Here is a 24,931-nt window from a genome sequence, read left to right on the forward strand (position 1 = left end):
TCGGATGATCTACGACCGTCCTGTGCTGATTCGTTCCAGTTGCCATAGCCGTTGTAGCTTTAGCTGCTTACGGATATGGTATGCGTTAGAAGATTCGGGGCTACGCGCCTTTTTTCCCACTCTCTTAGTTTTTTTATTCTGCTGTATTTCTTTCAATACCAGCGTCACTTCAATCTTTATAAGTCATACCATAAACAATTAAAAATAGTATCAAGCACCGATGGCTTTTTTATCTCATAGATCTCAGTGGAAGTCCGTTATTTCATTCATTTATGATTAAATATAGTATAACTTTATCTATCTTAACAACAAAATAATCTTACTATTTTGTCGGAAATACTTTTTCATAAGCATATCTTAAATCACCATTCGCTATAAATACATGACCGCAGTATTTAAAGTCAGCTTTTTCTAACGCACGTTGCATGCTTTTGTTATCAGGATGTGTATCAACACGGGTAATGTGACAGTCATGGTCTTGTGCAATCTGTTCTGTTAAGTTAAAAACTCTTCCCATAACGCCTTTCCCTAAGTGTCCTTCGACAACAGCAACACGATGAATCGATACATAGCGTTGATTAGTCAACCACTGTCCTTCTTCTATGACATGATATAAAGGATCCTCGCCAAATAATAAAGCTAAAACAGCGACAACCTCATTATTCTCATAATATAAATAGCTATGGCCCGCCTCTATGTCTGCCTTGATGCTGCTTTCATTAGGGTATCCACTTTGCCATTGGTCAATTTCCATTCTTTTTAAGTTGTCTTTTGCAAAATTAATGGTTCCCATAATAAAAGGAATATCATTTAACAGTGCTTTTTTAAACATTTTATCACCCACCTTATTTTCATAATTAACTATATAAATATAACCTAGTTTTTCAATATTTGTCTATATTTCCCAACTCATTTTCACTTCGTTTTAATGTTAACCTTTAAAATAATTACATTCAACAGTATGAAAAGGTTATCAGATGACCTTCATTTTTGAGAATGGTAAACTAAAGCAAAGGAGGCAGAAACATGAAACATCCCATCCCTACCCGAACACTTGCAGATGGCTTAATTATTCCCCAAATTGGTTTTGGAACTGTTTATTTTAAAGGTGCAGCAGGCGTTAAAATCATTAACAATGCATTGAATAACGGCTACCGTCTCATTGATTCAGCCTATAATTATGAAAATGAGGCGACAGTTGGTAGATCAATTGCCCAAAGCTCTGTCCCTAGAGAAGACATCATCGTAACGTCCAAACTACCTGGCCGCTATCATGACTATGACAAAGCCATTTACACTATTCAAGAATCACTCTATCGTGCTAACTTGGACTATTATGACCTCTATCTTATTCATTGGCCAAATCCAAAACAAGATAAGTACGTTGAAGCTTGGCGAGCATTAATTGATGCCCAAAAATGGGGCCTTATTCGGTCAATCGGCGTATCTAATTTCTTACCCGAACATATTGAACGACTAGAAAAAGAAACAGGCGTCCTACCTAGCATTAATCAAATTGAAGTTCACCCTTATTTCAATAATATGGAAACATTACAGTGGTGTCTTGATAAAGGCATTCAAGTGGAATCCTGGAGCCCTGTCGGTAGAAAATTGGCTGATGATTTATTGGAAAATAAAGAACTAAAAGCCATTGGCGACAAATATAACAAAACGATTAGTCAAGTCATCTTGAGATGGCATATTCAGTTAGGTTCTATTCCCATTCCACGATCATCTTCCATTCAGCATCAGATTGAGAACAAATCAATCTTCGATTTTTCTCTAACAAAGGATGATATGCAGCATATTAATCAATTAACACGCCCAGATGGTCGTATCGCTAATCAGGATCCTGCTGAATACGAAGAATTTTAATCGAAATAAAAGCTTAAAATAAAGGACTGGATTCGCGCGAATCCAGTCCTTTGTTTTTTATTTAGCTAATAAGTTTTTTACAACTTGAGAAATGACTTTTTTATCTGCTTTGCCATCGAGTTCAGCCATTGAAAATTTCATAGCATCCTTCATTGCCATATCTGCAACACCTTTTTCAGTCAAGAAGCTTTCGATATCTTCTTGCGTCATCATTGTTGGTAGATAGTTGCTAATAATCGCTAATTTTTCTTTATTTTCTTGAACAAGGTCATCTCGTCCTGCTTCGTTGGCAAATTGAATCGCCTCTTCGGTTTGTTTTTGTTCTTTCAGCAAGTAATTAATTTCTTCTTTGTCATCCATATCACGCCCATTATCAATTTTAAATGAATCGAAATGTGATTTGATAATACGGAGTACACTGATTTTCAATGCTTCCTTATCTTTACGTGCTTGGATAAAATCTTTATTAATCTGTTCTTTAATGGTCATTTGTATCACTCCTTCTGTTTATTTTAGCATGCTTTCTTTTTGAGCGACAAGGTGTAAGTCGTATAATTTCTCACTGTACCACTTATAGGTGTCAAATAAAGCACGATAACTGGCTGCTGAATCGATTTGAGGGTAGATATGGTTATCATGATTCGTTTTTTTCTCACTCGTTGCTGTCAGCATGACTGCTCCCAAACAACTACTTTCTGCCTCATGAGGAATGACTAAGGTTTTTCCAAACACATCCGCTGCAAGCTGTGCCCATTGGCTTGACTTTAAGAAACCTCCTGAAGCTAATACAATCGCTGTTTGTCCTGCAATTTCTTCAATTAAGTGAAGCACCTGATTTAAATTAAAGAGTACCCCTTCTATACTGGCACGAATCATATCGTTCTTTTGGTGATAAATACCCAGCCCATAGTAGCTCCCCTGCATATTTCCATCCCAAAATGGTGCGCGTTCTCCGTTTAAATATGGGAAAAAGAAAAGACCATTCGAGCCAGGAATCGTTGTTTGCATGACCTCTGGCAACTGGCTAAAAAGATGTCCCTCTCCATCAAACAAAATATGATCCAGCCATTGAATGACATTGCCACCGTTGTTAACAGCACCTCCAACTACCCATTTTCCTTGTGTGAGATAGTAGCAAAATGTTCGACCTTCTTCATCTAGTAAAGGCTCATCAACCGTCATTCGTAGGGCTCCACTCGTTCCAATTGTGAGTGTTGTCTGACCTTTTTCACTTGCACCAGTTCCCAAGTTAGCTAAACAACCATCACTTGCGCCTATCACAAGCTGAGTGTCTTGATTTAGGTTTAGTTTGTCGTAAGTCACTTGGTCCTTGATATCAAAACGGCTAGTAACATCTACTGTCCTAGATAACTGATCAGGTCTAACAGACGTAGTAGCTAGTATCTCCTTATCCCAATCTAGCTCGTGAATATTAAATAAACCCGTTGCCGATGCTATCGAAAAATCAACAACATACTGCCCGGTTAACTTCCAAAAGATATATTCCTTAATACCTATGAATTTATAAGCTTCCTCAATCAGGTTTGTCTCTGCTTTCATCCATAACAACTTAGCAAACGGACTCATCGGATGAACAGGCGTACCGGTTTTTTTATAATAGGATAACCAATCTTGCTCACGCTTAAAATCATCAATTAGTATTGCTGCCCGGTTATCTGACCATAACAAACAGTTGGTTATCGGATCTCCCTTTTCATTAACAGCAATGATACTGTGCATCGCACTGGAAAAAGCTATTTCATCAATCTTTATATCTGAATACTGTTGCCTAATCGTCTGAACTGCTTCTTCAAAAGCCTGATAAATATCATCCGGTTTTTGTTCTGCTCGTCCTGCCATAGGATAGATGGTCGGGTAACTCTTACTAATACGATAAACATAATCGAGTTCCTCATCAAAAAGTACCGCTTTTAAGCTTGTCGTTCCTATATCGATTCCAATTTTATATTCCATTTCCCAACCGCCTCATCTATCATTCTCTACTTTCTTCTATTGTACATGGAGGCGGTTAAATTTGAAAAGTAAGAATAAGAAAAGCGGACAAGTCCGCCTTGGGAGCTAGACATTGATGGCTGAACTTATAATCCCCTAGTCTATAAAAAAGAACTTGGACTACTGCCCAAGTTCTTTCAGTCATCTTAGCGAATTGTTTGGAATGCTTTGCTCCATAACAATAAGTCATCTAGCATACCATTTGCATTTACTTCGTTGTAAGCATTTGGTTTGAAGACGCTCATGTTTTCAAAATCGCTCATTAATGAGAAGTTCACTGTTGTATGAACAGATGCTACACTCAACTCACCTAGAATGCTACGCATATTTTCGTGAGCGCGTGCGCCACCTAAACTACCATAACCAACTAATGCAGCTGCTTTGTTAGCTACTTCTGGTTTCAAGTAATCCATTGCGTTCTTCAATGCGCCACCTACTGAGTGGTTATATTCTGGTGTTACAAAGATGTAGCCATCAAATGATGCCATTTTTTCAGACCATGCTTTTACTGCTGCTTGAGCTGTTTCTTGGTATTCAGCTGGAACTGCTGCTCCTAATAATGGTAAGGCGTAATCTGATAAAAGAACCACTTCGTATTCAATACCTTCGTCGTTACGTTTTACTGCAAAGTCATTTACCCATTGTGATACTGCTGCTGCATTATTACCTTCTCTAACACTTCCTGAAATAATTCCGATTTTCATATGATCAATCTCCTTTGTTGTTTGGTTTGTTTGTAAGTCTGATTCGTTCCCTTTAAAACTAGAAAATAATCTAGCGAAAAAACTTTGTTTAGACAATCTTTGTTCCCCCCTGTTTTTCGAATTCATTAATTACGAATTAAATTATCTTGCTTTCGAAGTATATATTACAGGCCTTCTTACTTTTTGTCAACACCTTTTCAAAAAATATTTCGAAAAAGAAGTATTTTTATTTTTAGCAAATAGATGGCCCTCACTAGTAAAGCGTTTTATTTGACTCCTTTTTTCTAAGGTGTAAACTGAATTTAGTGACAACTACCGATGACTAAAAGGAGGAAATAGAATGTCTGAATCAAAAGCGTTATATCAAACAACTGCAGTCAATACTGGTGGCCGTGATGGCGAAAGTTACTTAAAAGATGGTGACTATTCCGTTAAAATTACCACTCCTAAAAAATTGGGTGGATCCGATGCTGGACAAAATCCTGAACAATTATTTGCTTTAGGTTATAGTGCTTGCTACAACGGTGCCTTAGAGCTCAAAATGAAAGAAGCGGGTGTAAAAGGAAAATCTCGCGTTTCAGCTGAAGTTACATTAAACTCAGACCCTACTGACAATGGCTTTAAAATTTCGGTTAAATTAACTGTTGCGATTGACGGTCAGCCTACCGAAGTCGTTCAAGACTTAGCTAATCAAGCTCACGCCTTCTGTCCGTATTCAAAAGCGACACAAGGAAATATTGTTGTGGATGTTGTTACCGAAGATTATTAAATAAAAAAAGAAGTCCAGGGACAGTGAAACTGTCCTTGGACTTCTTTTTTATGGTCTAAAGTGTCGAGTCGAATATTCCTTTGGCGGCACTCGACATTTTTTGCTCAAAATCTGTCGAGTGACACCTTTATTACTAAGAGACTCGACAGTTTTCTTCATTTTTGTACTTAACCTCTTACTAAACGGTCACGTACTTTGTTAGAGAAATATTCAATCACTAATACTAAGACAACAAGTCCGATTAGAATAGATCCTACTTCATTCCAACGATAAGCATTCATTGCAAAGATTATTTTTCAACTGTTTTAACCAACATCCCGCTATTTAGTCAACTTCACGTTGTTTTCTTGTATAGGCAATATATTTAAATCAGTCTCTTTAAGATAAGCATACATCACTTCAATAATTTCTTCCGTGTACTCTTTTAAAATACGACCCTTTTTCAACATATGGTAGTCTCCCCCACCTGATGAACGGTAGTTGTTTACAACAATTTTAAACGTATCTGTATCAGAAATAGCTTTCCCATCAAACATCAATTCTTCAATACGTTGGCCACTCTCTTTGGAAACATTAATCGTATAACTAATGCCTTCAAAGAAATCATAGTTATAAATTTGACGTTTTGGTTCTAGGTATTTTGGATGAACAGTGATTTCACCATCACTAATGGTCCAATAGTCTGCATTCCATTCCAAGTACTCTCTTAAAATTTCACCATTAATTTCCATTAATACTAAGGTATTAGGGAATGGGAAGTTAGCCGCCAATTGACGATAAGTAATTTCTTCTGAAAATCCGATTGATGTATCGTAAAGAGATGATGATGAAATATCCGCACCACTAAAGGCTAGTTGGGCTTGATTCATCATATGTGTAAAGGTATTGGGGTTCTTTTGAACCGAAATAACATCTGGCACTGAAAGTCCTTTGGCACCAGGTCCAATTTTTTCATCCAGCCAATTTTGCGTTTTTTCGTAAACATCGCTGAATGAGCTTAAAAACTGCTCATCACTCTCATAGTGACTCATATCAACGAGGCGACCAGTAAATTGTCCATCTTCATAGACCACTTCCATCACTTCTCTAGCTGTATTTGCTGCTTGTAAAACTAATGTCTGGTTGATAGTCGTCACGATGCTACGGTGTTGGTGTCCTGATAATAAGAGATCAATTTCAGGAATATCCATCACCATTTCATAGCCGACATTTTCACCTGTCAGGGTTTCAGTTGGTTCGCCGCTCTCTGGATCTCTTTCCAATCCACCATGGTAACAGACAATAATCTTATCTACTTTTCCTTTTAAAGCTGCTACTTCTTTTTGAACCGTTTCTTTAACCGGTAAAATGGTTAGCCCTACTAAATGAGCTGGTTTCTCCCAGTTAGGAATGTAATCTGTTACTACACCAATTAATCCAAATGTCACACCGTGTTTTGCTACTTCAATAATCTGTGATTGACCAATCGCTTCTCCCTCATAAAGAACATTGGATATTAAGGATTGACTCTCCATTTGGTCCATATAAGTCATTAAGAAATCACTACCAAAGTTAAAATCATGATTACCGAGATTAAAATAATCGTAGTTCAACTGATTAAGTGCCTTAGCCATCACATTTTGCTCTTCATTTTTATTAGCATAAGTCACAAAAGGACTACCTTGGTTAACATCACCATTATCAATTAAGATAACGTCATGATTTTGTCTTTCTTTTTTTAAATAAGTGGAAAAACGAGACAATCCGTAGTCAACTGCTTGATTAGATGAAAAATCAAGGGGATGGATTGTACCGTGAATATCAGTTGTACAAATGAATTTTAATTTTTTCATGCGTCTATTCTCCTAGCATCTTTTCTTACCGTTCCAATAGTAACATATTTCCAAAAAAAAAATCACGACAATCCCTATAGAATTGTCGTGAAAGTTTATTATTGATAGATTGCTTTAATCGGATCCATTTTAGAAGCACTTAGGGCTGGTATGATTCCGAAAATAAGGCCTGTTCCAATCGACACTGATGTCGATAAAAGCATCATCGTTGGTGTCAGATAAACAGGTAGACTAATAATCGTACCTACAATTATTGCAATGCCATATCCTAAAAGCAATCCAATCACACCACCTAAAAAGGTAATGAAAGCTGCTTCTAATAGAAATTGCAACATAATCATACGCGGTTTCGCACCAATCGCTCGCCTAATCCCAATCTCTCGTTTTCTCTCTGTTACAGATACATACATAATGTTCATAACACCAATACCACCAACAAAAAGTGAAATAGCAGTAATGGCCATTAAAAATGTCATAATGCCATTAATATAAGCCGTCACCTCTTCCATCATCTGTTCGTTACTTCTATCCTCTTCGAAATAGCCATCATCCTCTATGTATTGTTGCATTAAGTCATCAATCACAGTCATGGAGACAAGCGAGCGATCATAGCCATCTGCTACTTTTACTTTCAATGATTGAATCGGTTTTGAGCGTGTTAAATGATTATACGCTGCTTGTGGAACAACACTAGTCATAGCATCTTCCCAAGTATAAGATTCCGATTCCAAGCCGTATGATGTACTTTCCCAGTTATAAGGTTCTTTAATCCCAATCACTTTGAACATGTAACCATTAATATTAACCGCTTGTCCGATTAAAGTCGCTGGATCATCTAAAGAAATACCGTAATCTAACACATCATGAGAGAGCACAATCACATCTTGATTGGCATCATCATTTCTAATATCACGACCATACAGAATCCGACTTTCAGACTTAAAGGGTATCATCATGGCATAAGACTCTGCTCCAAAATAATTAATATTCATATCAACACTATCGCCACCCCAACCATTAGCGGAATAGTTGGGTAATACAGACTGAACGCCCTCTAGTCGTGATAATCGCCTCATATCAGATTTATTAAAGGTAAACTGGTCTTCCACATAAGCCATACCACCGTCGTCTGTCATCGTCATCATATGTTGAATGGTCATGACATTTGCTTGGGTCGTATCAGCTAACTGCATACTTTCTTTCTTAACCCCTTCACCAAGAGCTGCAATCGTCACAACAGAGGCAATCCCAATAATAATTCCCACCATAGTTAAGAAAACCCTTAATTTATGCGCACGCAAGCTCAATAAGGTACTCATCATAATATTCCTAATCATGATTGGTCACCTTCTTCCACAAAACTACCATCCTGCATACGAATCACGCGAGTAGCATATTGGAGAAGATCCTCATCGTGGGTTACCATTACAATCGTCTTTCCTTGTTGATTCAATTCTTTCAAAAGGTTCATAACACCTATTCCTGTCTCAGAATCCAAAGCACCCGTTGGCTCATCAGCCATAATAAGACTCGGTTCATTAACAAGTGAGCGAGCAATGGCCACCCGCTGTTGTTGACCACCAGATAATTCCTTTGTTTTCGCTAATACCTTTTCTGGAATACCGACTAAAGATAGATAATGCTCTACTTTTTTACGTCGTTCTTTTTTATTTGTTTCGCTAGCATATACCAATGGTAATTCAACATTTTGCAACACATTCAATGAGTTAATCAGGAAGAATTGTTGGAAAATAAAGCCAAAATGAGCATTTCGAATAGTCGATTTTTTACTTTCATTTAGCTCAGACACATCTTCTCCTAAAAAAAGATACTGGCCATCTGAAATGCGATCTAAAAAACCAATAATATTCATTAGGGTTGTTTTCCCACTACCTGATTTCCCAAGAATCATTAAAAAGTCACCTTCATAAATACTGAGGCTTAGCTGTTTCAAAACCGTATTGGTGACGTTGTTACTACCGAATACTTTCGTAACATCGCGAAGTTCTACTAGTTTTTTTCGTTCTAATTGCGCCACAAGCTATTCCCCCTCTGGTAGCTCAGTATCCATTTCAAACAAGCCTGGATCTAATATATCCCCTTCTTGTAGCTCAACTTCTGAACTTAAAATAATTTCATCTTCAGCTTCCAAACCGCTAGTTACTGGGACACCGTCAGCTGTTTTCTCACCAATATTAATCACACGTCTAACAACTGAACCAAAATCATTCACCAAAACATAGGTCACATCGCCTTCTGTATGAATGGCTTCATCTGGAATTAAAATCAAGTTATCTTCTAAATTAATGGTTGCTTGAACATGGTAGCCATTGACGATGTTTTCAAGTGAATCAAAACTTAATTTAACAGGATACTGTGACATAGTTGAACCACCATAAGGATCTGAATTTTCGGTCGTTGGTGTCGTATCTACAAACGAGACTTTCCCCGTTGTCGTATAACCATTTGAAACGACTGTGATGTCTGTGGCTTGTCCAATTGATACTTTTTCTAAATCTTTTTCATTTAATGTTCCCGATACATAGAATGTTTCAGAAATTAATTTTAAAAGGGGTATGTCTGCTTTCTTTTCTTCTGGAATAACAATTTTCCCTTTAAAAGGTGCTAAAACCTCTGTATAAACATTTTCTTCCATCATGGCGATGTTACTATAAGCCTCAGCAATCTGCGAATCGAGTTCATATAAGTTAAAATCCATCATAATTTCTTCCAAGGTTTGGCTACGTTCTTCCACCTCCATCTCATACCAACGATCAATAGCTAATTGCTGCTTATAGGCTGTATTAGCACGATTCGTTTCTAAACGAGCCGCTTCATTGTAAAGTTGGGTAATATCTTTTTGTAATTCTTCATTCGTATAGCTATAAAGAATCGTTCCCTCTTCTACAATCTGACCATTTTCAACTTCTAAATCACTTAAACGACCTAGTGTTGTATCTTGATGAAATTCTTGTGATTCTTCCGGAGTTACCATGCCATTAACAAAAATCTGATCAATAGCTGGTACATAAAAATACTCAATACCAAATGGGTCCTCTTCAGTGAATATTTCATTTGATGTTTGCTTTGAAACTAAGCGTGGCACCACAATAACAAGTCCCAAGGCTACCACTAATACCAATACAATGACTAACCATTTTTTCTTTTTCATCTTTTTCTCCCCTGTATTCGAATATGAAAGCATTTTAAATCTTAAGTGTATTATACTATTAATACATGTGTAAGCAACTAAAATATGGTTGCTTTGCCACTTTTTATATAATCACTTCATGTTATACTGTTCTTTAATCACCTAGTTACGAGAAAGGAGTCTGTTAGTCAATGCTTATAAATAGAAATAAAGACGCTCGTTATATTGCCGAAAAAATTCGCTCTAAACAAGTATCTGCTGAGGAAGCTGTGAAAGATGCTATTGAGCGAATCGAATCTTTAAACCCAGAACTTAATGCCGTTGTTCATCAACGTTTCGATCAAGCCCTCCAAGAAGCACGTACACGAAATTTTGAAGGTAAACCGTTTGGCGGTGTCCCCATCTTATTAAAGGACTTAGGACAATCTCTAGCTGGGCAACCGAATACATCTGGTGCCCGCTTATTTAAGAATTACATTAGTCCGGTTACTAGTCACTATACGCAAAAGTTATTAGACGCCGGTTTTATTGTTCTTGGACAAACTAACACACCTGAATTTGGCTATAAGAATATTACTGAGCCGGACCTACATGGACCTAGCCGCAATCCATGGCATACCACCTATTCTCCTGGTGGATCTAGTGGTGGTGCCTCTGCTGCAGTGGCTAGTGGCATGGTGTCAGTTGCTGGCGCTAGTGATGGCGGTGGCTCTATTAGAATCCCTGCTTCCTTTACCGGTCTAGTGGGGTTAAAACCAACTCGCGGTCGAACACCCGTTGGTCCCGGTGCAGGCCGAGCATGGCAAGGCGCATCCATTGATTTTGCTTTAACGAAAACAATTGGCGATACAGCCGCTATACTAGATGCTTTGCAAGTGGTTCAACCAGCCGCAGCTTTCCAAGTCCCTCTCTTTACGGAAGGCTATCAACAAGCTTTGAAAAAGCACAGAAACAAACCATTCCGTATTGCCTTTTCATTGGAATCGCCTATCCACTCTGACGTTAGTCAGGACGCAAAAGATGCCGTTTTAAAAGCAGTCAGATGGTTGGAAAAACAAGGACATCTAGTCGAGGAAAAAAATGTTCCTATCGATGGGATTTCTTTAATGGAAAGTTATTACATTATGAACTGCGGTGAAACTACCGCTGTTTTAGAAAGTGTAGAAGAACAACTGGCTCGACCATTTACCTTAGATGATATGGAATTAGTTACTTGGGTCATGTATCACGCTGGTAAAAAAGTGAGCGCTGCTGCTTACTCGAATACCATTAAAGCTTGGGATAGAGCAGCTGAAACGATGGCACAGTTCCGCAAACATTATGACCTCTTCCTCACACCTACAACGGCAGAGATAGCTCCTAAAGTTGGAACAAAATGGCAATCTGATGCCCTAATGGAACAAATGAAACACATTCAAGACTATTCTATGAAAGACCAGCAACAGATTGTTTGGGATATGTTTGCAGACAGTCTTCCCATCACCCCATTTGGTATGCAGGCAAATTTAAGTGGCGAGCCAGCTATTTCCTTACCAATTCATTTAAGCAAAAACGGCTTACCTATCGGTGTTCAATTCATAGCTCCTAAAGGAAAAGAAGACTGGCTATTGGCTATCGGACAGGCCATGGAAGATGATGGGCTATTTATTTAGTTTTCAGATGCAATTGATGAATGAAGAGCGTATACTTTAGTTAATAAACTCAAGGAGGAATGATCCTATGATTATCACAACAACCGCAAGTGTAGAAGGAAAAATGATTAGTTCTTACGAAGGCATTGTATTTGGAGAAGTTATTTCAGGTATTAATTTTATGAAGGATATCGGAGCAGGCATGCGAAACTTTTTTGGTGGTCGCTCTCAAGGCTACGAAGATGAAATTTTAACTGCTAGAACGCAAGCCTTAGCTGAAATGGAGGATCGTGCTCGAGAACTTGGCGCTGATGCTGTCGTTGGTGTAAAAATGGATTATGAAACACTTGGCGCTGATAATGGCATGATTATGGTGACTTGTAGCGGAACAGCTGTTAAATTGATTTAATTATTAAGATTACTTATCCCTCCTTTCTTCATATTGTTATTCATTCAATCCAATGGTAGAATTTGATTGAATGGCAGAAAAATATAATGAAGACGAGGATTTTCTATGGAGGATATTCAAATTTATTTATTACTAACAGACACAAGTAGTTTGTTAACACAAACCATTAAATTATTTACCCGCCAAAAATACAATCATATCTCCATTGCTTTCGATAATGAACTCGAAAACACCTATAGTTTCGGTAGAAGAAAAATCTCAAATCCTTTTATAGGTGGATTCGTTAAGGAAGATACGGGCTCGAATTTCTTTCTTCGCTCTGATTGTGCCATCTATTCATTGACAATTACTCAGAATGAAAAAGTAAAATTAGATGAGCTTATTTACAAGATGGAAGCTGATAAACAAATTTGGCATTATAATTTTTTAGGATTAATTACAGCTTTTTTTGAAATTAATTGGGATCGAGAAAATCATTATTTCTGTTCTCAGTTTGTCGCAACAGTTCTCAGTGAAGCAGGTATTTTTAAAACTAACAAGCCTCTTTCTTTAATTAGTCCAATGGATATTTTGGAAAGCTTGTCTTGTAAGTTGGAGTACGAGGGAACACTATTTGACTATTCTCAAGATCAATCGCTCTCTCAACTCTTACACTATCCGTCTTCTACTAAACTAAAAAAGAAGAACTTCAGCTGAGCCGAAGTTCTTCTTTTTTATTTCTTCAATTTTTCGATGATTTTTAGGGTCGCTTCCTTATTATCTTGAGTAATAAAGAGATCTGTTTTTTCTTTCAATTGGTGAGAGATTACATTCATTTCAGCAATATTTGCTGAGAATTCTTCCATCGTAGCCAATATTTCTTCTGTATTTGCTGACACTTCTTGGATACCTGCTGCATTATTTTCAGCAACTAACAAGATTTCTTTCGTACTATTTAATAAGAAGTCTTTTTTACCATTCATTTCATCTGTCAGTTTAATCGTTTCAGTTATTTCATTTGTAACTAAAATAACTTGATCAGAAACAATTTTTGCTGAAGATAGGGTTTCTTTAATGGCCTCTGATTGAGTCGCGCCATTTTCTGATGTTTGGCGAACGTTATCAACCATTTCTTTCGATTTTTCTTGAACAATCTCAATGATCTCACTAATATCATTTGAAGCAATCGTACTTTGTTCAGCTAGTTTTCTAACTTCTTCTGCAACAACTGCAAATCCTTTTCCTTGTTCGCCAGCATGTGCAGCTTCAATTGATGCATTCAAGGCCAGGAGGTTAGTTTGATCTGATATATCACTAATCACTTTAGTCATCGTTTGAACTTTTTGAACATAGTCATTCACTTCAAAAATACTATCCATCAATGTTTTCAAGGTTTCATTTGACTTTTTACCATTAATATCAATATTTGTCATATGAGTTTGATTGATAGAGTTTGCCTCATTTGTTTCTTCCATATAGCCACCAATACGAAGTAATGACTCCTCAATTTGGGTGAAATAATCAGAAAGTATCTTAACATCCTCTGCCATTTGTTTTATTTCGATTGTCTGGATAAATGTTTCTTCTGCAATAGAAACAATCGTTTGAGAAACCTCTTCCGTTGATTTATTCGTTTGCTTAGCGATTTCTGTTAATTCAGAAGACATACGAAAGACACTATTAGTTTGTTCTTGAATACGACTAACCATATCTTTAAAGTTATGGGTCATATCAGAGAATGCTCGTGTAATATTTTGTAATTCATTTTTGTGCGTATAATGCTTGGATGGATCAATTTGAGAAGTAAATAAACGATTTTCCTTTATTGTAAATTGCGTTGTCAAATCGCCTTCCCGAATTCTCAAATAGCTTCCTAATAGCATATTAATGACAAGCTGGATAATACTATTTAGCTTTTTATAAGCAATAAACGTTACTACTCCTCCTAAAAGAAGAATGAGGGCCGTTCCAATCAAAATACGATTTATATCCCCAAGTTCTTGGCTGATGACCTTCTCACCAATATAAACAATTAAAGCTGGTAAAACCACTGCAGCAAAGACATACGGTAAGGCCGATATCCCCACACTTTTTTGATAGATAACCTTTTTACTTTCATTTTCACTCATAACTTTCCCCCGATTCTAACTTTTATGAAAAGCCTTACTCTCATAATCGGTCTTTTTTTATAGAAATTAAGCAGAAAAAAAGACTAAACTCAATTAATAGTTTAGTCTTTCCTTTTATTCGTTTAACGGTACATTTCTTCTGCTTCTTGGCGAGCTTTAACAGCTTCTTCAAGGGTATCGAATGTGCCTAAATGTTTTGATTTTCCATCAACACTGATGCTAGATTTGTAGCGCGTGCCGCTCTTCAACTCAACTTTGCTGACTCCTACATATCCTGTGCCATTTGTTGTTTTTTTAGTTGGTGCTTTTTTAGCAGGAGCTTTCTTCTCAACAGCTGGTTTAGTTGCTACTTTTTTAGTTTCAGCTACTTCTTCATGGCCACATGTTGTTACGATTTGATTTTTTAAATCAGCTTGTTTAGCCACAACAGTCTTTCCACATGAACATTCGCACGTCCAAAAACGTCCTTTTTCTTTAACTTCAGCTTTAGCAATTACTGTTAAATCTCCGAATTGTCTTCCTGTTAAGTCAATTCTTTTTTTCATATCTGGATTACCTCTTTCTACGATTACATACGACTCATCTGTCGAGTCAACATTTTTCATTATACTTAAAAGGCTGCCATTTGGCAAACACTCATAAGAAAAGCGGACAAGTCCGCCTTGGCCTATGAAAAAATAGGAAATTTGACCCTGAATTGTCAGGAGACTTCACGCTTCAGCGGGTTAGTCGAATGATAGGCGTTAGCGAGCAGCGAAGCGCGCAATGGGGAAAATTTATCTTTTTTTCACTAGGTCAGGACTTGGGAGCTAGACATTGATGGCTGAACTTATAATCCCCTAGTCTATGAAAAAATGCTAGTAAGGCTCTCCTTTTTCATCAAACGTTCTTACTTCAAGGATTGATTTAATAACCACTGCAATAATGGCACCCAAAATAGCACCTAAAGGGCCAAACAAAATCATGCAGACAATCGTTGATAGAAAGGTATAGAGCGGACGCACCCCAATTGCCTTTCCTGTAATAACCGGTTCAAAGATTTGACGAAAGACGACAATGACAATGTATAACAATCCAATTTGCCATGCTAGTGTTGTATTTCCAATTAAAAAGTGAATAATCGCCCATGGAATCATTACAATACCACTTCCAAGAATTGGAATCATATCAATAAAGGCAATACCTAATGCCTTTAGAGACCAGAGATCAACGCCAATCAATCTTAATCCAATGGCTAAAATCAGGTACACAAGCGCTGATAATTTTAGTGTTGCTTTTATATAATTAACAAGTCCTGACATGATGGCATTTAAAACATCTTTCATATATCCTTTTCTCATCATTTGGTCCCCTTTCTTTATCTTCACTTATTATAGATAAGTTCCACCCTCTTCGCATCCGTCTTAAGTCGGTTTTGTTTATTTTTTTAGCTTATGTTATAATTATTTCGAATTCGAAATACAGGAGTGTAATAATGAAAAAAACATTCAAAGAGCAAGTCATTGGCAGTTGGGAATTAATTGAATATTCCAGAGTAGAAAATGGAGAAAAGGTTTACCCTCTTGGAAAAGATGCGACGGGATTTTTGATTTATTCAACGGATGGATACATGTCTGCTCAACTAATGGCAGCGGGCAGACCGTCTTACACATTAGGTACATTGCACGATGGAACAACGGAAGAAATGGCAGCAGCTGCTCATGGTTATCACGCTTATTCTGGAAAGTATGAGGTTGATGAAGAAAAGCAAACCCTTTATCACCATATGACCGTCAGCATGATTCCTAACCGTTTAGGTCAAGTACAAGATCGTATCATTAAGGTTGAAGGAGACCGGATTTCGATAACCTCACAAGCAACAACATCTAAAATTCTATGGAAACGTGCTGAAAATAACCAAGATAATCTCAGATAAGATTTTAATAGCAGAATGTGTCGAGTTAACCTATTATATTGGTCTCACTCGACACTTTTTTTACTTTTTATGTCGACTGAGCTATAAAACTAATGCCACTCGACAGATTAAGGCAAAAACTAACTAATTAATCTAATAAAAGCTCTAGAAAGTTACAGGTAACCTTCTAGAGCTTTTATTGACTAACCGTTTTCCATGATACAAGTGAAATGTCTTCTTCCTCTAACAGCCTTAAAAAATCATCGTCACATAGTAATTGATACTCCCATATTCTCATTTGCCAATCGTCATTGTGGACAAAGTCACTACTCTCTTTTGATGGATGTAGACACAATTCTGTGACACCGGGTGAAAGTTGCATGAGTTCGTTCATATAGTAAGCTTTTAATTCAGGATAAGATGAAAAGTGTCTTGTATTTGGGTGAGTGATAATCCTATCGGGGAGTTGGATCCCTTTTACTTCTGCAAATGTTAGCCATTTTTTATGGTCTTTTTTTAAAGCTGTTGAGAGACTTGTTTTCTTTCTGGGAAATCGGAAAGATAACTGATGGCTTTGGCAAAAATGAAGGGCAACTGAAAGAAAGGACTTGTCATCTGTACCATATAAAATACCATCATGACTGTCTAAGTGATCAAAATTAAAACCTAATTGTTCCCCTGCATAATATTGGGCTGCGATTTCAGATAAAACAGCATCACTATCCGACTGTTCAACAGCAGTTGCGTATTTATTATGGAAATAGCCCTGCTTATCCACAAGTGGTTTTTCCTCATCAATCGGCGCTTGGCACTCCCACTTGATAGGTGTTAAATCCGATGTTAATGTGACATGAAGGCCAACACTGATATGCGGAAGCTCCTTTATTCGATCTGCTGCATCCTTTACAGCATAGGCTGGCATAACAAGAGAGGTTGCCGTAATTTTTCCACCTAAAGCGAGTTCTTCTATAACTTCATTGGTTGCCTGATCAATCCCAAAATCGTCCGCCGTGATAATTAATTGCTTAGTCATCGTGTCTGACCCCCTCCTCTCTACTTCTATTGTACACCAAAATAACGCTTACACAATTTATTTGACTATTCAGTTTGATTATTCACTGGTATAATGCTAAAAAAACAGGGAGGTAGATTATGGATATTCAAGACATTCTTAAAAAAATAGAATCATTTAAAAAGAAAGAAAATGCGGATTCGTACGCTATTGATTTAAAAGAAATTAACGACGCTGAAGATTTATTCGCTGATTTATACATTGTTTCAAAAGATGCTAACGGTGAATTACAAGCTGATGAACTTCTCTTATCTGTGGAAAATCCCACTCAAGATGATTTAGCAGAATTAACTAACTTTTCAAAAGCTCTAAACGAATTTATTTAATTATTTCTATCCGAGGAGTGAGTATTTGATTTTAATTGGTGCTTTAGTAAATGGCTTAGCTATTTTCTTTGGAGGCGGCGTTGGTCTTTTTTTGAAAAAGGGCCTTTCTGATCGAATTGGAACAGCTGTCATGAATGCTTTAAGTTTATGTGTCTTATATATTGGTATTAGTGGCGTTTTACAAGGTGATAATGTCTTGATGGTCATTATTGCGATGGTCCTTGGTACCTTAATTGGTGAGAGTTTAGACTTAAACGCTAAAATCAATCAAATTGGGGCCTGGTTTGAAGTTAGGCTTCTAAAACCAGACTCGTCTGATGGCCCTTCTATTTCACAAGGGTTTGTCACAGCAAGCTTAGTCTTTTGTGTAGGGGCAATGGCTATTGTCGGTTCCCTACAAAGTGGATTATCCGCTAACCATGATACCCTTTTTGCTAAATCCTTAATCGATGGGATTGCAGCTATTATTATGGCCTCTAGTTTAGGCTTTGGTGTCTTATTATCTGGCATACTCGTTTTTAGTTATCAAGCGAGTATTACTTTGCTAGCCAGTTTTTTAGCACCTCTTTTAACTGAAACAGTTATTAACGACATGACCTGTATCGGTTCATTATTAATTATTGGGTTAGCTCTTAATATGCTAAAACTAACCGATTTAAAAGTGATGAATTTTTCACCAGCTGTCTTTTTACCGATTATATTGGGTTTATTTCTATAAAACAGGTCAGACTTCAGTCTGACCTGTTTTTCTATAGTATTTTGTTAAAGGGAAACACTGGCAGGCGGCTATCTTTAGCAATCAACAATCCTTTTGGTTGGTTTCTCCAAGCATGGGGGTGCATATCATTTTTTCGCTACTGCCATTCTTTTATTTATATTTTTCAAAAACCATAATGCAATCATCACTGCCTGGTTCTAAGTCATTGCCTTCCCAGTCTTGCCATTGATGGATAAGTTTAAAACCAGCCAATTTACCCATTAACGCTAGCTCTGACGGCCAAATATAGCGATGGGTTGTTTGATAACTTTCACTCTTCCCGTCTTCAGAAATACTGTATTGATAAGATGTCATGTTTTGATTAATGAGATTGTATTTATCGAAGCCAATATACCCTTCTTCCAAGGCATAAGGGGCCACATTGTCTTTAACAATTTGATCGACTTTTGGTATAAAGGTCTCCACAACAAAACGACCGCCTGATTTCAAATGACGAGACGCATTGTAAAAGCACTCTAACTGTTCATCTAAAGTGAGTAAATAGGTGATGCCATTGAAAATAAGATAGACTAAGTCAAATGATTTATCTAACCGTGTTAGCGTCATATCACCATGATAGGTCAGCATATCAATTGACCCTTTTTTACGGTTTAGAACAGCTAGCATTTCTTTTGAATAGTCAATGCCTGATAATTGATAGCCTTTCTTAGCTAATGGAATAGCAATACGCCCTGTTCCTATGCCAAACTCAAGTATATCTTTTCCTTTAGATAAGCTCATCAAGGCTTTTACTGTTGGCTGGATAAATTCGTTTGTATTTAAAGGGTAAATATCCTCATCATAATCTTCGGCTATATTATCAAAGCTAGTCATCCTATCGACTCCTTCGTTATTATTTTTTTTGCTCTAAGAAAGATGCAACTGCACCTACTAAGTTAGCATCATTACGATACTGGCAAGCAACGACTTCAACATCTAAATCAGTCGCATTTGTACGTTCTAAATACGCTTGTACTATATCTGATACATCCGTAATCAAGTCATCACGACTTGAAATACCTCCTCCAATAATAACCTTATCTGGATTAAATGCAACTGCAAGCATTTGAATCGCTCTTGCTAAGCCTTTTTCTTCTTGATAGTTATGTACTTAGAAAGCATTGAACGCCTTCATAAGATTGATCCGTGTTATACTATAAATAAAGGAGTGATTATATGAGAATTCAAGTTTGGACAGATTTTGTATGTCCATTTTGTTATATCGGAAATGAAAAATTAAAACGTGCTATCCAAGCGTTTGAGCATCATGATCAGATTGAAGTTGAATTTAAGAGTTATCAGTTAGACCCCCATGCTCACTACGAAGAAGATAAAACAATGACTGAAAGCCTTTCTGAAACAAAAGGTTTGCCACAAGAACAAATCAAGCAAATGATAGAACACCTCACAACAGCTGCTAAAGAGGTCGATTTGACTTTCCGTTTTGACATCGCTAAAAATGCCAATACCTTTGATGCTCACCGACTATACCAATACGCTAAGTCAATCGATAAAGGCTCGTCCTATATGGAACGCGTTAAAAAAGCTTATTTTACTGAGGGAGAAGTAATTAGCGACCATGATACACTCGTGAAATTAGCAGAAGAAGTTGGTATTTCTAAAGAAGATAGTTTATCCATTCTCCAATCAACTGCATACAGTGATAATGTTAAAGGTGACATTGAACAAGCTCGTCAAATTGGCATCCAAGGTGTGCCATTCTTCATCTTTAATAACCGCTATGCTATTTCCGGTGCACAGCCTCAAGAGCTGTTTGCTAAAACATTAGAAACTGCTTGGGCAGAACAGTAATAGGAGTCGAATGATTATGGGTTTATTTGATTTATTTAAACGTCAGAAAAAAGAAACACCAATGTCTCAAACAGAAGCACATATAATAGAAGAAACAGAATCAACAGTCCCTGTCTATGACATCACGGTGAAGGCTACTGATTGTCAAACAGACCATCAAGTTATTGAAAAAATTGCGCGAAAAATCATTGATGAAGATCCTTTCCAAATCGTTTATAAAGGTCTCAGCGATCAAGACTTAACGAATCGGCAACGCGCTCTTTATAAGTATGCAGAAATGAGCACCATGACAGTCGATATTAACCTCCAGCAATCTGGTGTGATTACTATAGAGGGTATCACTCTGGGTAATCTTCCCTCTTCTATTGTTCAAGATATGAAACGATATTCCGATAAGTATATGCTCACCACTTACGTTTTCATTAGCGGCGGCCCCTATAAGGTCTATTCAATTGAAGAAAAAACCGTCATTGAGAAAGAAGATGCATTTAATCTCGATATTTTTATTTCTTATTATTAAAAAGATCGTCCCATTCATCAACATGATAAATGGGACGATCTTTTTAATGAGGAATAATATCTGTAATGGTATAGCTACGCATATCAAACCGGCTTCTTGATTTCGAATACTCAAATGGTGTGCCGTTAGCCAAGTAAACAACTTGTTCTACTTCTAACACAGGTGTGTTTTCAGATGCATCCAGGTGTTTAATATCAACATCACTTGGTGTATCAGCACTAATTTTACGGTAAGCACCGCCAACTTTTAACTCAAGATCCGAACGAATGTATTCATAGATGGATTCGTAAATAATTTCTTCTGTTAAGTTTTTGACAATGTCAACAACATAATAGGTATCTTCTAGAATATAAGGTTTTTTATCAACAATTCTAAGTCGAATAATGTGATAAACGGCTTCGTTGCTGTCCAAGAGAAGAATCTTTTGCAGCTCTTCAGATGGAAACTGGATATCAAATGAAATGATTTCACTTTCTACCTTCTTATCTGGCAATTGTACAGTTAATCCCCGATACTCAGTCGCCTTATAACTAGACGTATTCCATAATGTACTTTTGTGTACGAATGTACCTACCCCGCGTTTGCGAAATAACAAGCCTTCCATTGCTAAAATATCCATTGCTTTCTTCAATGTCATTCGACTGACATCGAATTCTTCTGCCAGTGCAATTTGTTGCGGCAGCATTTGTCCTTCTTGATAGATACCTTGATCAATACGTCGACGTAATTCTTCTGCTATATCTTCATACTTCTTGCTCATCTTCTCTTCAACTACTTTCCTGCCTGCTATCTTCTATTAATACCTATATTATAGCTAAAATACGTCCTGAATGATAACCTTTATTAGACAAAGTCTAAAAAAACTGGTCAATTGACTCGTTTTCACTGTATATAATAGAAGAAACTCCACCTAGGGGAGGCGGAGTTTCTTCTATTATAAAAACTAAGCTTCTTCTGCTGCTAGTTTTAGGTTAGCGATGTCTTGTACTTTCAAGAATGGATACCAGATTGCACCGATAATTGCCATATCGATCAATTGAAGAATACCACCCATGATTGAGTTTGTAGCCATCATACCTGAGAAGAATACAGGCATTGTCCAAGGAACGATTACCCCTGTTGGTCGAGGTACGATATCTGTTGCCATTGCGAAGTAGTTTACTGTTGCACCAACTAGTGGTGTGATAATCCAAGGAATAGCGATTGACGCATTCAATACGATTGGCATACCGAAGATAACTGGTTCGTTTACGTTAAAGATTCCAGGTCCAATAGCTAAACGTCCTAAATCTTTCATTTGACGGCTCTTTAGGAAGAATCCCATGATGATAACAACCATCAATGTCATACCAGTTCCACCCAAACCTACTGTAAATGTATCCATGAATGATTTTGTAACGATGTTTGGTAGGTCGCTTCCTGCGTTATAAGCTTCCAAGTTTTCAAATGCTAATGTGTTCCAGAATGTGTTAATTTACTCTTGATAAAAATGAAAGCGGTACCTTCTCGAACACTTTAACAAACTTTGGTGGCTTATACAAGATAAACGTATTAAAATAATAGTGATCACTCGAAATGGAAAGGATGATAAATGATGAGCTTATTAGATGAACTCACCAAGAAGATTGATACGAAAAAAACTCGTATGATTGACATTCGGAGATACTTACATGAAAATCCCGAACTTTCCTTTGAAGAGGAAAAAACCGCTAACTATATTCGTGATTTTTACAAGGATGTTGCTGTTGATTCTGTGGAAACAGATGTTGGTGGCGGGCATGGTGTCGTTGTAACCATTAAAGGCAGTCACCCAGGACAAACCATCGCATTAAGAGCCGACTTTGATGCTTTGCCAATTGAAGAAGAAACTGGCTTACCCTATGCTTCAAAAAATAAAGGCGTCATGCATGCTTGTGGCCATGATGGTCATACCGCTTATATGATGATTTTGGCTGAATCTTTAGCAGAGTTAAAATCACAGCTAAAAGGAACGATTAAAATTATACACCAACCAGCTGAAGAGGTTCCTCCTGGTGGCGCTCTTGGTATAATCAAAGCTGGCGTCTTGGATGATATCGATGCTATTTTTGGTATTCATGTGATGTCTCCAATGGAAACTGGCACGGTTTACTATCGCAGTGGTAATACACAAACTGGACGATCTTACTTTAAGTTAAAAGTACAAGGTAAAGGTGGACACGGTTCGTCACCTCATATGGCGAATGACGCGATTGTAGCAGCAAGTGCCTTTGTCATGAACTGCCAAACGGTTGTCAGTCGTCGTATTGATCCCTTTGATACAGCAGTTGTCACTATTGGATCATTTGATGGTAAGGGAACGTTTAATATTATTAAAGATTCGGTCGTATTAGAGGGTGATGTCCGTTCTATGTCAGACGAAGCAAGAGAAATGGTTGAATCTCAAATTCGCCAAATGGCAGAAGGACTTGCAACAACTTATGGCGTATCAATTGAACTCGAGTATGCGAATGACTACCCTGTTCTCTATAACGATCCTGCTATTACAGACCGGGTACAAGCAGCGCTTGAAGGAGCGAGGATTCCAGAAATAAAAGCAGTTGTTGAAACTGCTCCGCAACCACCTTCTGAAGACTTCGCCTATTATTTGAAAGAGAAACCAGGCTGTTTCTTCTATGTAGGCGCACGTCCTGCTGAGGGTCCATGGTATCCTCATCACCATCCGAAATTTGATATTAACGAGGATAGTTTAATTATTAGTGCCAAAGCTATGGCAGCAGTCGTAGCAGACTTTTGTGGTTAAACCGATTTATTTTTAGAACAGGAGAAATGATAGTGACTTGGGAAATTCTTAGTATTATTGGCACAATTGCCTTTGCTGTCAGTGGAACACTGATTGCGATTGAAGAAGATTTTGATATTTTTGGTTTTTATATTTTAGGTTTTACCACTGCTTTCGGTGGCGGTTTAATTCGAAATCTGGTTATCGGTATTCCTGTTCAGAATATCTGGATGCAGAGCTCTCTCTTTAAAATTGCGTTTTTAGTGATTACCCTAGTCTTTTTTCTGCCTAATATCTGGCGGGGGCATTTAAGAAGTAGCATTGTTTTCTTTGATGCGGTAGGATTGGCAGCTTTTGCCATTCAAGGTGCTAAGGCTGCTATGTCCTTTGACGCGCCGCTTATTTCCATTACGCTAGCTGCTATTTTGACAGGAGCTGGTGGCGGAATGTTACGAGACATTTTTGCTGGAAGAAAGCCAATGATTTTCCACTCTGAGATATATGCCATTTGGGCTGGTGTAGCTGGAATGATTGTCGGATTAAATCTTGTGGAATCATCTGTTTTGACTGTTGTGTTACTAGGCGTTATCGTTTTATTGCGTGTCGCTAGTGTTCATTACAATTGGAATTTACCACGTTATTTTTATCGTTAATATAATTATTTTTTGAAGAATAGACTAACCCCCACCTATTAGAATTTGGTCTAATAGGTGGGGGTTTATTTGCTTTTAAAGTCGGTTACAAGTCTCTAGAATAATGTTTTATTTTTGATAGTTCCAGTGTAGTTAGCTTCTGATAGATGTACATGACGCCTCATGCAGCTGTTCAAGTTGAACAAATAGAAACTTTTTTCGATTCTATTTACTTAATACCGTAGCTAAATTGAATCTGTAGTGATTAGCATCTGTGTTTCCAATCTTTTAATTCAGATTGAAATTGGTTAGGATGAACCGTTAGTTTCACTGTCATGATCCATCTTTTCCTTTTCGAATCACAATGGTGTCATAAGGGTTTAGAGATTTATCAGCTGATAAATGCTCGCCACTTAAGGTATCTTTCATACCAACAAACTCACTTGGTAGTGGCTGTTGTTCTGACGTAAAGTTAATAATAAAAGTAAAACTTTCATCAGCTTGATAACGTCTTGTCACTTCAAGTCTTGTCGTTTCTTCTAACTCGCGCTCAATTCCTACTGATGCTTGATCTAAAATAGTCGCTAAACTCTCTTTATCAAGTTCTGTTCCGATGTAATAAACATGACCATCTTGATAATGATTGACCGTCACCTCCGCTAAAG

General features: G+C 37.4%; 27 protein-coding genes and 2 pseudogenes. 12 read left to right on the plus strand and 17 right to left on the minus strand.

Annotation, left to right across the window (positions count from 1 at the left end; translation table 11 throughout):
* Positions 1-322: 322 nt before the first annotated feature.
* Positions 323-832, minus strand: a complete 510-nt coding sequence (locus G7057_RS01895; protein ID WP_166160899.1) for a GNAT family N-acetyltransferase — start codon at positions 830-832, stop codon at positions 323-325.
* 194 nt (positions 833-1,026) lie between these two features.
* Between G7057_RS01895 and G7057_RS01900 the strand changes: the two genes are divergently transcribed.
* The gene (locus G7057_RS01900; RefSeq protein ID WP_166160901.1) at positions 1,027-1,875 is read left to right on the plus strand and encodes an aldo/keto reductase; all 849 of its coding nucleotides are present in this window, start codon (positions 1,027-1,029) and stop codon (positions 1,873-1,875) included.
* Between the two features lie 57 nt (positions 1,876-1,932).
* On the opposite strand, the gene G7057_RS01905 is transcribed toward G7057_RS01900, so the two are convergent.
* The 3 genes from G7057_RS01905 to G7057_RS01915 form a co-directional block, all read right to left on the minus strand.
* Entirely contained in the window at positions 1,933-2,364 is a 432-nt protein-coding gene (locus G7057_RS01905; RefSeq protein ID WP_166160903.1) for a GatB/YqeY domain-containing protein, read from the minus strand.
* 18 nt (positions 2,365-2,382) lie between these two features.
* Positions 2,383-3,849, minus strand: coding sequence for a gluconokinase (locus G7057_RS01910; RefSeq protein WP_166160905.1), 1,467 nt, complete (start codon positions 3,847-3,849; stop codon positions 2,383-2,385).
* Positions 3,850-4,034: 185 nt separating this feature from the next.
* Complete coding sequence (locus G7057_RS01915; protein ID WP_227004621.1) at positions 4,035-4,688, minus strand: NADPH-dependent FMN reductase; 654 nt, start codon at positions 4,686-4,688, stop codon at positions 4,035-4,037.
* A 244-nt stretch (positions 4,689-4,932) separates the two neighbouring features.
* Between G7057_RS01915 and G7057_RS01920 the strand changes: the two genes are divergently transcribed.
* Entirely contained in the window at positions 4,933-5,361 is a 429-nt protein-coding gene (locus G7057_RS01920) for an organic hydroperoxide resistance protein (RefSeq protein WP_076765163.1), read from the plus strand.
* A gap of 320 nt (positions 5,362-5,681) precedes the next feature.
* On the opposite strand, the gene G7057_RS01930 is transcribed toward G7057_RS01920, so the two are convergent.
* The 4 genes from G7057_RS01930 to G7057_RS01945 form a co-directional block, all read right to left on the minus strand.
* Complete coding sequence (locus G7057_RS01930) at positions 5,682-7,193, minus strand: bifunctional metallophosphatase/5'-nucleotidase (protein ID WP_166160907.1); 1,512 nt, start codon at positions 7,191-7,193, stop codon at positions 5,682-5,684.
* 98 nt (positions 7,194-7,291) lie between these two features.
* The gene (locus tag G7057_RS01935; protein WP_166160909.1) at positions 7,292-8,530 is read right to left on the minus strand and encodes an ABC transporter permease; all 1,239 of its coding nucleotides are present in this window, start codon (positions 8,528-8,530) and stop codon (positions 7,292-7,294) included.
* Positions 8,527-9,231: an ABC transporter ATP-binding protein gene (locus G7057_RS01940; RefSeq protein ID WP_166160911.1), complete on the minus strand. Its 705-nt coding sequence runs from the start codon at positions 9,229-9,231 to the stop codon at positions 8,527-8,529. Before G7057_RS01940 ends, G7057_RS01935 begins: the two co-directional genes overlap by 4 nt.
* A 3-nt stretch (positions 9,232-9,234) precedes the next feature.
* Positions 9,235-10,365: an efflux RND transporter periplasmic adaptor subunit gene (locus G7057_RS01945; RefSeq protein WP_166160913.1), complete on the minus strand. Its 1,131-nt coding sequence runs from the start codon at positions 10,363-10,365 to the stop codon at positions 9,235-9,237.
* A 170-nt stretch (positions 10,366-10,535) separates the two neighbouring features.
* Between G7057_RS01945 and G7057_RS01950 the strand changes: the two genes are divergently transcribed.
* The 3 genes from G7057_RS01950 to G7057_RS01960 all read left to right on the plus strand — a co-directional run bounded on the left by G7057_RS01950 (position 10,536) and on the right by G7057_RS01960 (position 13,080).
* Positions 10,536-11,996 (plus strand): amidase, encoded by a 1,461-nt coding sequence (locus G7057_RS01950; RefSeq protein WP_166160915.1) that lies wholly within the window; start codon positions 10,536-10,538, stop codon positions 11,994-11,996.
* 67 nt (positions 11,997-12,063) lie between these two features.
* A complete protein-coding gene (locus G7057_RS01955) occupies positions 12,064-12,384 on the plus strand; it encodes a putative heavy metal-binding protein (protein WP_076765152.1) in 321 nt (106 codons plus the stop codon).
* 105 nt (positions 12,385-12,489) lie between these two features.
* The gene (locus G7057_RS01960; RefSeq protein WP_076765150.1) at positions 12,490-13,080 is read left to right on the plus strand and encodes a hypothetical protein; all 591 of its coding nucleotides are present in this window, start codon (positions 12,490-12,492) and stop codon (positions 13,078-13,080) included.
* 17 nt (positions 13,081-13,097) lie between these two features.
* On the opposite strand, the gene G7057_RS01965 is transcribed toward G7057_RS01960, so the two are convergent.
* The 3 genes from G7057_RS01965 to G7057_RS01975 all read right to left on the minus strand — a co-directional run bounded on the left by G7057_RS01965 (position 13,098) and on the right by G7057_RS01975 (position 15,832).
* The gene (locus tag G7057_RS01965; RefSeq protein ID WP_166160917.1) at positions 13,098-14,492 is read right to left on the minus strand and encodes a methyl-accepting chemotaxis protein; all 1,395 of its coding nucleotides are present in this window, start codon (positions 14,490-14,492) and stop codon (positions 13,098-13,100) included.
* A gap of 122 nt (positions 14,493-14,614) precedes the next feature.
* Positions 14,615-15,037: a hypothetical protein gene (locus G7057_RS01970; RefSeq protein WP_166160919.1), complete on the minus strand. Its 423-nt coding sequence runs from the start codon at positions 15,035-15,037 to the stop codon at positions 14,615-14,617.
* Between the two features lie 312 nt (positions 15,038-15,349).
* Positions 15,350-15,832 (minus strand): AI-2E family transporter, encoded by a 483-nt coding sequence (locus G7057_RS01975; RefSeq protein ID WP_227004622.1) that lies wholly within the window; start codon positions 15,830-15,832, stop codon positions 15,350-15,352.
* 134 nt (positions 15,833-15,966) lie between these two features.
* Here G7057_RS01975 and G7057_RS01980 point away from each other — a divergent pair, with 134 nt between their 5' ends.
* Positions 15,967-16,407 carry a lipocalin-like domain-containing protein gene (locus G7057_RS01980; protein WP_166160923.1) on the plus strand — a complete coding sequence of 147 codons (441 nt, stop codon included), beginning with the start codon at positions 15,967-15,969 and terminating at the stop codon, positions 16,405-16,407.
* A 175-nt stretch (positions 16,408-16,582) separates the two neighbouring features.
* On the opposite strand, the gene G7057_RS01985 is transcribed toward G7057_RS01980, so the two are convergent.
* The gene (locus tag G7057_RS01985; protein ID WP_166160925.1) at positions 16,583-17,419 is read right to left on the minus strand and encodes a carbohydrate deacetylase; all 837 of its coding nucleotides are present in this window, start codon (positions 17,417-17,419) and stop codon (positions 16,583-16,585) included.
* A 119-nt stretch (positions 17,420-17,538) separates the two neighbouring features.
* On the opposite strand from G7057_RS01985, the gene G7057_RS01990 reads away from it, so the two are divergent.
* Both G7057_RS01990 and G7057_RS01995 read left to right on the plus strand, forming a co-directional pair.
* Positions 17,539-17,784: a hypothetical protein gene (locus G7057_RS01990; protein ID WP_166160927.1), complete on the plus strand. Its 246-nt coding sequence runs from the start codon at positions 17,539-17,541 to the stop codon at positions 17,782-17,784.
* A 25-nt stretch (positions 17,785-17,809) separates the two neighbouring features.
* Positions 17,810-18,502, plus strand: a complete 693-nt coding sequence (locus G7057_RS01995; protein ID WP_166160929.1) for a DUF554 domain-containing protein — start codon at positions 17,810-17,812, stop codon at positions 18,500-18,502.
* A 150-nt stretch (positions 18,503-18,652) separates the two neighbouring features.
* Here G7057_RS01995 and G7057_RS02000 read toward each other — a convergent pair whose 3' ends face one another.
* Together G7057_RS02000 and G7057_RS02005 are read right to left on the minus strand one after the other, a co-directional pair.
* Positions 18,653-19,375, minus strand: coding sequence for a class I SAM-dependent DNA methyltransferase (locus G7057_RS02000; RefSeq protein WP_166160931.1), 723 nt, complete (start codon positions 19,373-19,375; stop codon positions 18,653-18,655).
* 19 nt (positions 19,376-19,394) lie between these two features.
* Positions 19,395-19,619, minus strand: a pseudogene (locus G7057_RS02005) (ROK family protein); the annotation flags it as partial.
* Positions 19,620-19,717: 98 nt separating this feature from the next.
* On the opposite strand from G7057_RS02005, the gene G7057_RS02010 reads away from it, so the two are divergent.
* Together G7057_RS02010 and G7057_RS02015 are read left to right on the plus strand one after the other, a co-directional pair.
* Positions 19,718-20,353, plus strand: a complete 636-nt coding sequence (locus G7057_RS02010) for a DsbA family oxidoreductase (RefSeq protein WP_166160935.1) — start codon at positions 19,718-19,720, stop codon at positions 20,351-20,353.
* 16 nt (positions 20,354-20,369) lie between these two features.
* Complete coding sequence (locus G7057_RS02015; RefSeq protein WP_166160937.1) at positions 20,370-20,873, plus strand: hypothetical protein; 504 nt, start codon at positions 20,370-20,372, stop codon at positions 20,871-20,873.
* Positions 20,874-20,916: 43 nt separating this feature from the next.
* On the opposite strand, the gene G7057_RS02020 is transcribed toward G7057_RS02015, so the two are convergent.
* Complete coding sequence (locus G7057_RS02020) at positions 20,917-21,633, minus strand: GntR family transcriptional regulator (protein WP_166160939.1); 717 nt, start codon at positions 21,631-21,633, stop codon at positions 20,917-20,919.
* A 183-nt stretch (positions 21,634-21,816) separates the two neighbouring features.
* A pseudogene (locus tag G7057_RS02025) lies at positions 21,817-22,347 on the minus strand (PTS transporter subunit EIIC); the annotation flags it as partial.
* A 117-nt stretch (positions 22,348-22,464) separates the two neighbouring features.
* On the opposite strand from G7057_RS02025, the gene G7057_RS02030 reads away from it, so the two are divergent.
* Positions 22,465-23,655, plus strand: a complete 1,191-nt coding sequence (locus G7057_RS02030; protein ID WP_166160941.1) for an amidohydrolase — start codon at positions 22,465-22,467, stop codon at positions 23,653-23,655.
* Positions 23,656-23,687: 32 nt separating this feature from the next.
* Positions 23,688-24,287 (plus strand): trimeric intracellular cation channel family protein, encoded by a 600-nt coding sequence (locus G7057_RS02035; RefSeq protein ID WP_166160943.1) that lies wholly within the window; start codon positions 23,688-23,690, stop codon positions 24,285-24,287.
* Positions 24,288-24,599: 312 nt separating this feature from the next.
* Here the strand turns inward: G7057_RS02035 and G7057_RS02040 are convergent, their stop codons facing one another.
* Positions 24,600-24,920 carry a Beta-galactosidase C-terminal domain gene (locus G7057_RS02040; RefSeq protein WP_166160945.1) on the minus strand — a complete coding sequence of 107 codons (321 nt, stop codon included), beginning with the start codon at positions 24,918-24,920 and terminating at the stop codon, positions 24,600-24,602.
* Between the last annotated feature and the right edge of the window lie 11 nt (positions 24,921-24,931).

The organism is Jeotgalibaca arthritidis, from assembly GCF_011100465.1.
Classification (GTDB): domain Bacteria; phylum Bacillota; class Bacilli; order Lactobacillales; family Aerococcaceae; genus Jeotgalibaca; species Jeotgalibaca arthritidis.

Coding starts and splice junctions, on each gene's coding strand:
- G7057_RS01910 (WP_166160905.1), bottom strand. CDS start 3,849: ATGGAATATAAAATTGGAATCGATATAGGAACGACAAGCTTAAAAGCG.
- G7057_RS01965 (WP_166160917.1), bottom strand. CDS start 14,492: ATGAGTGAAAATGAAAGTAAAAAGGTTATCTATCAAAAAAGTGTGGGG.
- G7057_RS02020 (WP_166160939.1), bottom strand. CDS start 21,633: ATGAGCAAGAAGTATGAAGATATAGCAGAAGAATTACGTCGACGTATT.
- G7057_RS01945 (WP_166160913.1), bottom strand. CDS start 10,365: ATGAAAAAGAAAAAATGGTTAGTCATTGTATTGGTATTAGTGGTAGCC.
- G7057_RS02010 (WP_166160935.1), top strand. CDS start 19,718: ATGAGAATTCAAGTTTGGACAGATTTTGTATGTCCATTTTGTTATATC.
- G7057_RS01895 (WP_166160899.1), bottom strand. CDS start 832: ATGTTTAAAAAAGCACTGTTAAATGATATTCCTTTTATTATGGGAACC.
- G7057_RS02030 (WP_166160941.1), top strand. CDS start 22,465: ATGATGAGCTTATTAGATGAACTCACCAAGAAGATTGATACGAAAAAA.
- G7057_RS02000 (WP_166160931.1), bottom strand. CDS start 19,375: ATGACTAGCTTTGATAATATAGCCGAAGATTATGATGAGGATATTTAC.
- G7057_RS01930 (WP_166160907.1), bottom strand. CDS start 7,193: ATGAAAAAATTAAAATTCATTTGTACAACTGATATTCACGGTACAATC.
- G7057_RS01900 (WP_166160901.1), top strand. CDS start 1,027: ATGAAACATCCCATCCCTACCCGAACACTTGCAGATGGCTTAATTATT.
- G7057_RS01905 (WP_166160903.1), bottom strand. CDS start 2,364: ATGACCATTAAAGAACAGATTAATAAAGATTTTATCCAAGCACGTAAA.
- G7057_RS01920 (WP_076765163.1), top strand. CDS start 4,933: ATGTCTGAATCAAAAGCGTTATATCAAACAACTGCAGTCAATACTGGT.
- G7057_RS01980 (WP_166160923.1), top strand. CDS start 15,967: ATGAAAAAAACATTCAAAGAGCAAGTCATTGGCAGTTGGGAATTAATT.
- G7057_RS02015 (WP_166160937.1), top strand. CDS start 20,370: ATGGGTTTATTTGATTTATTTAAACGTCAGAAAAAAGAAACACCAATG.
- G7057_RS01935 (WP_166160909.1), bottom strand. CDS start 8,530: ATGATTAGGAATATTATGATGAGTACCTTATTGAGCTTGCGTGCGCAT.
- G7057_RS01990 (WP_166160927.1), top strand. CDS start 17,539: ATGGATATTCAAGACATTCTTAAAAAAATAGAATCATTTAAAAAGAAA.
- G7057_RS01960 (WP_076765150.1), top strand. CDS start 12,490: ATGGAGGATATTCAAATTTATTTATTACTAACAGACACAAGTAGTTTG.
- G7057_RS01970 (WP_166160919.1), bottom strand. CDS start 15,037: ATGAAAAAAAGAATTGACTTAACAGGAAGACAATTCGGAGATTTAACA.
- G7057_RS01955 (WP_076765152.1), top strand. CDS start 12,064: ATGATTATCACAACAACCGCAAGTGTAGAAGGAAAAATGATTAGTTCT.
- G7057_RS01975 (WP_227004622.1), bottom strand. CDS start 15,832: ATGAGAAAAGGATATATGAAAGATGTTTTAAATGCCATCATGTCAGGA.
- G7057_RS01985 (WP_166160925.1), bottom strand. CDS start 17,419: ATGACTAAGCAATTAATTATCACGGCGGACGATTTTGGGATTGATCAG.
- G7057_RS01950 (WP_166160915.1), top strand. CDS start 10,536: ATGCTTATAAATAGAAATAAAGACGCTCGTTATATTGCCGAAAAAATT.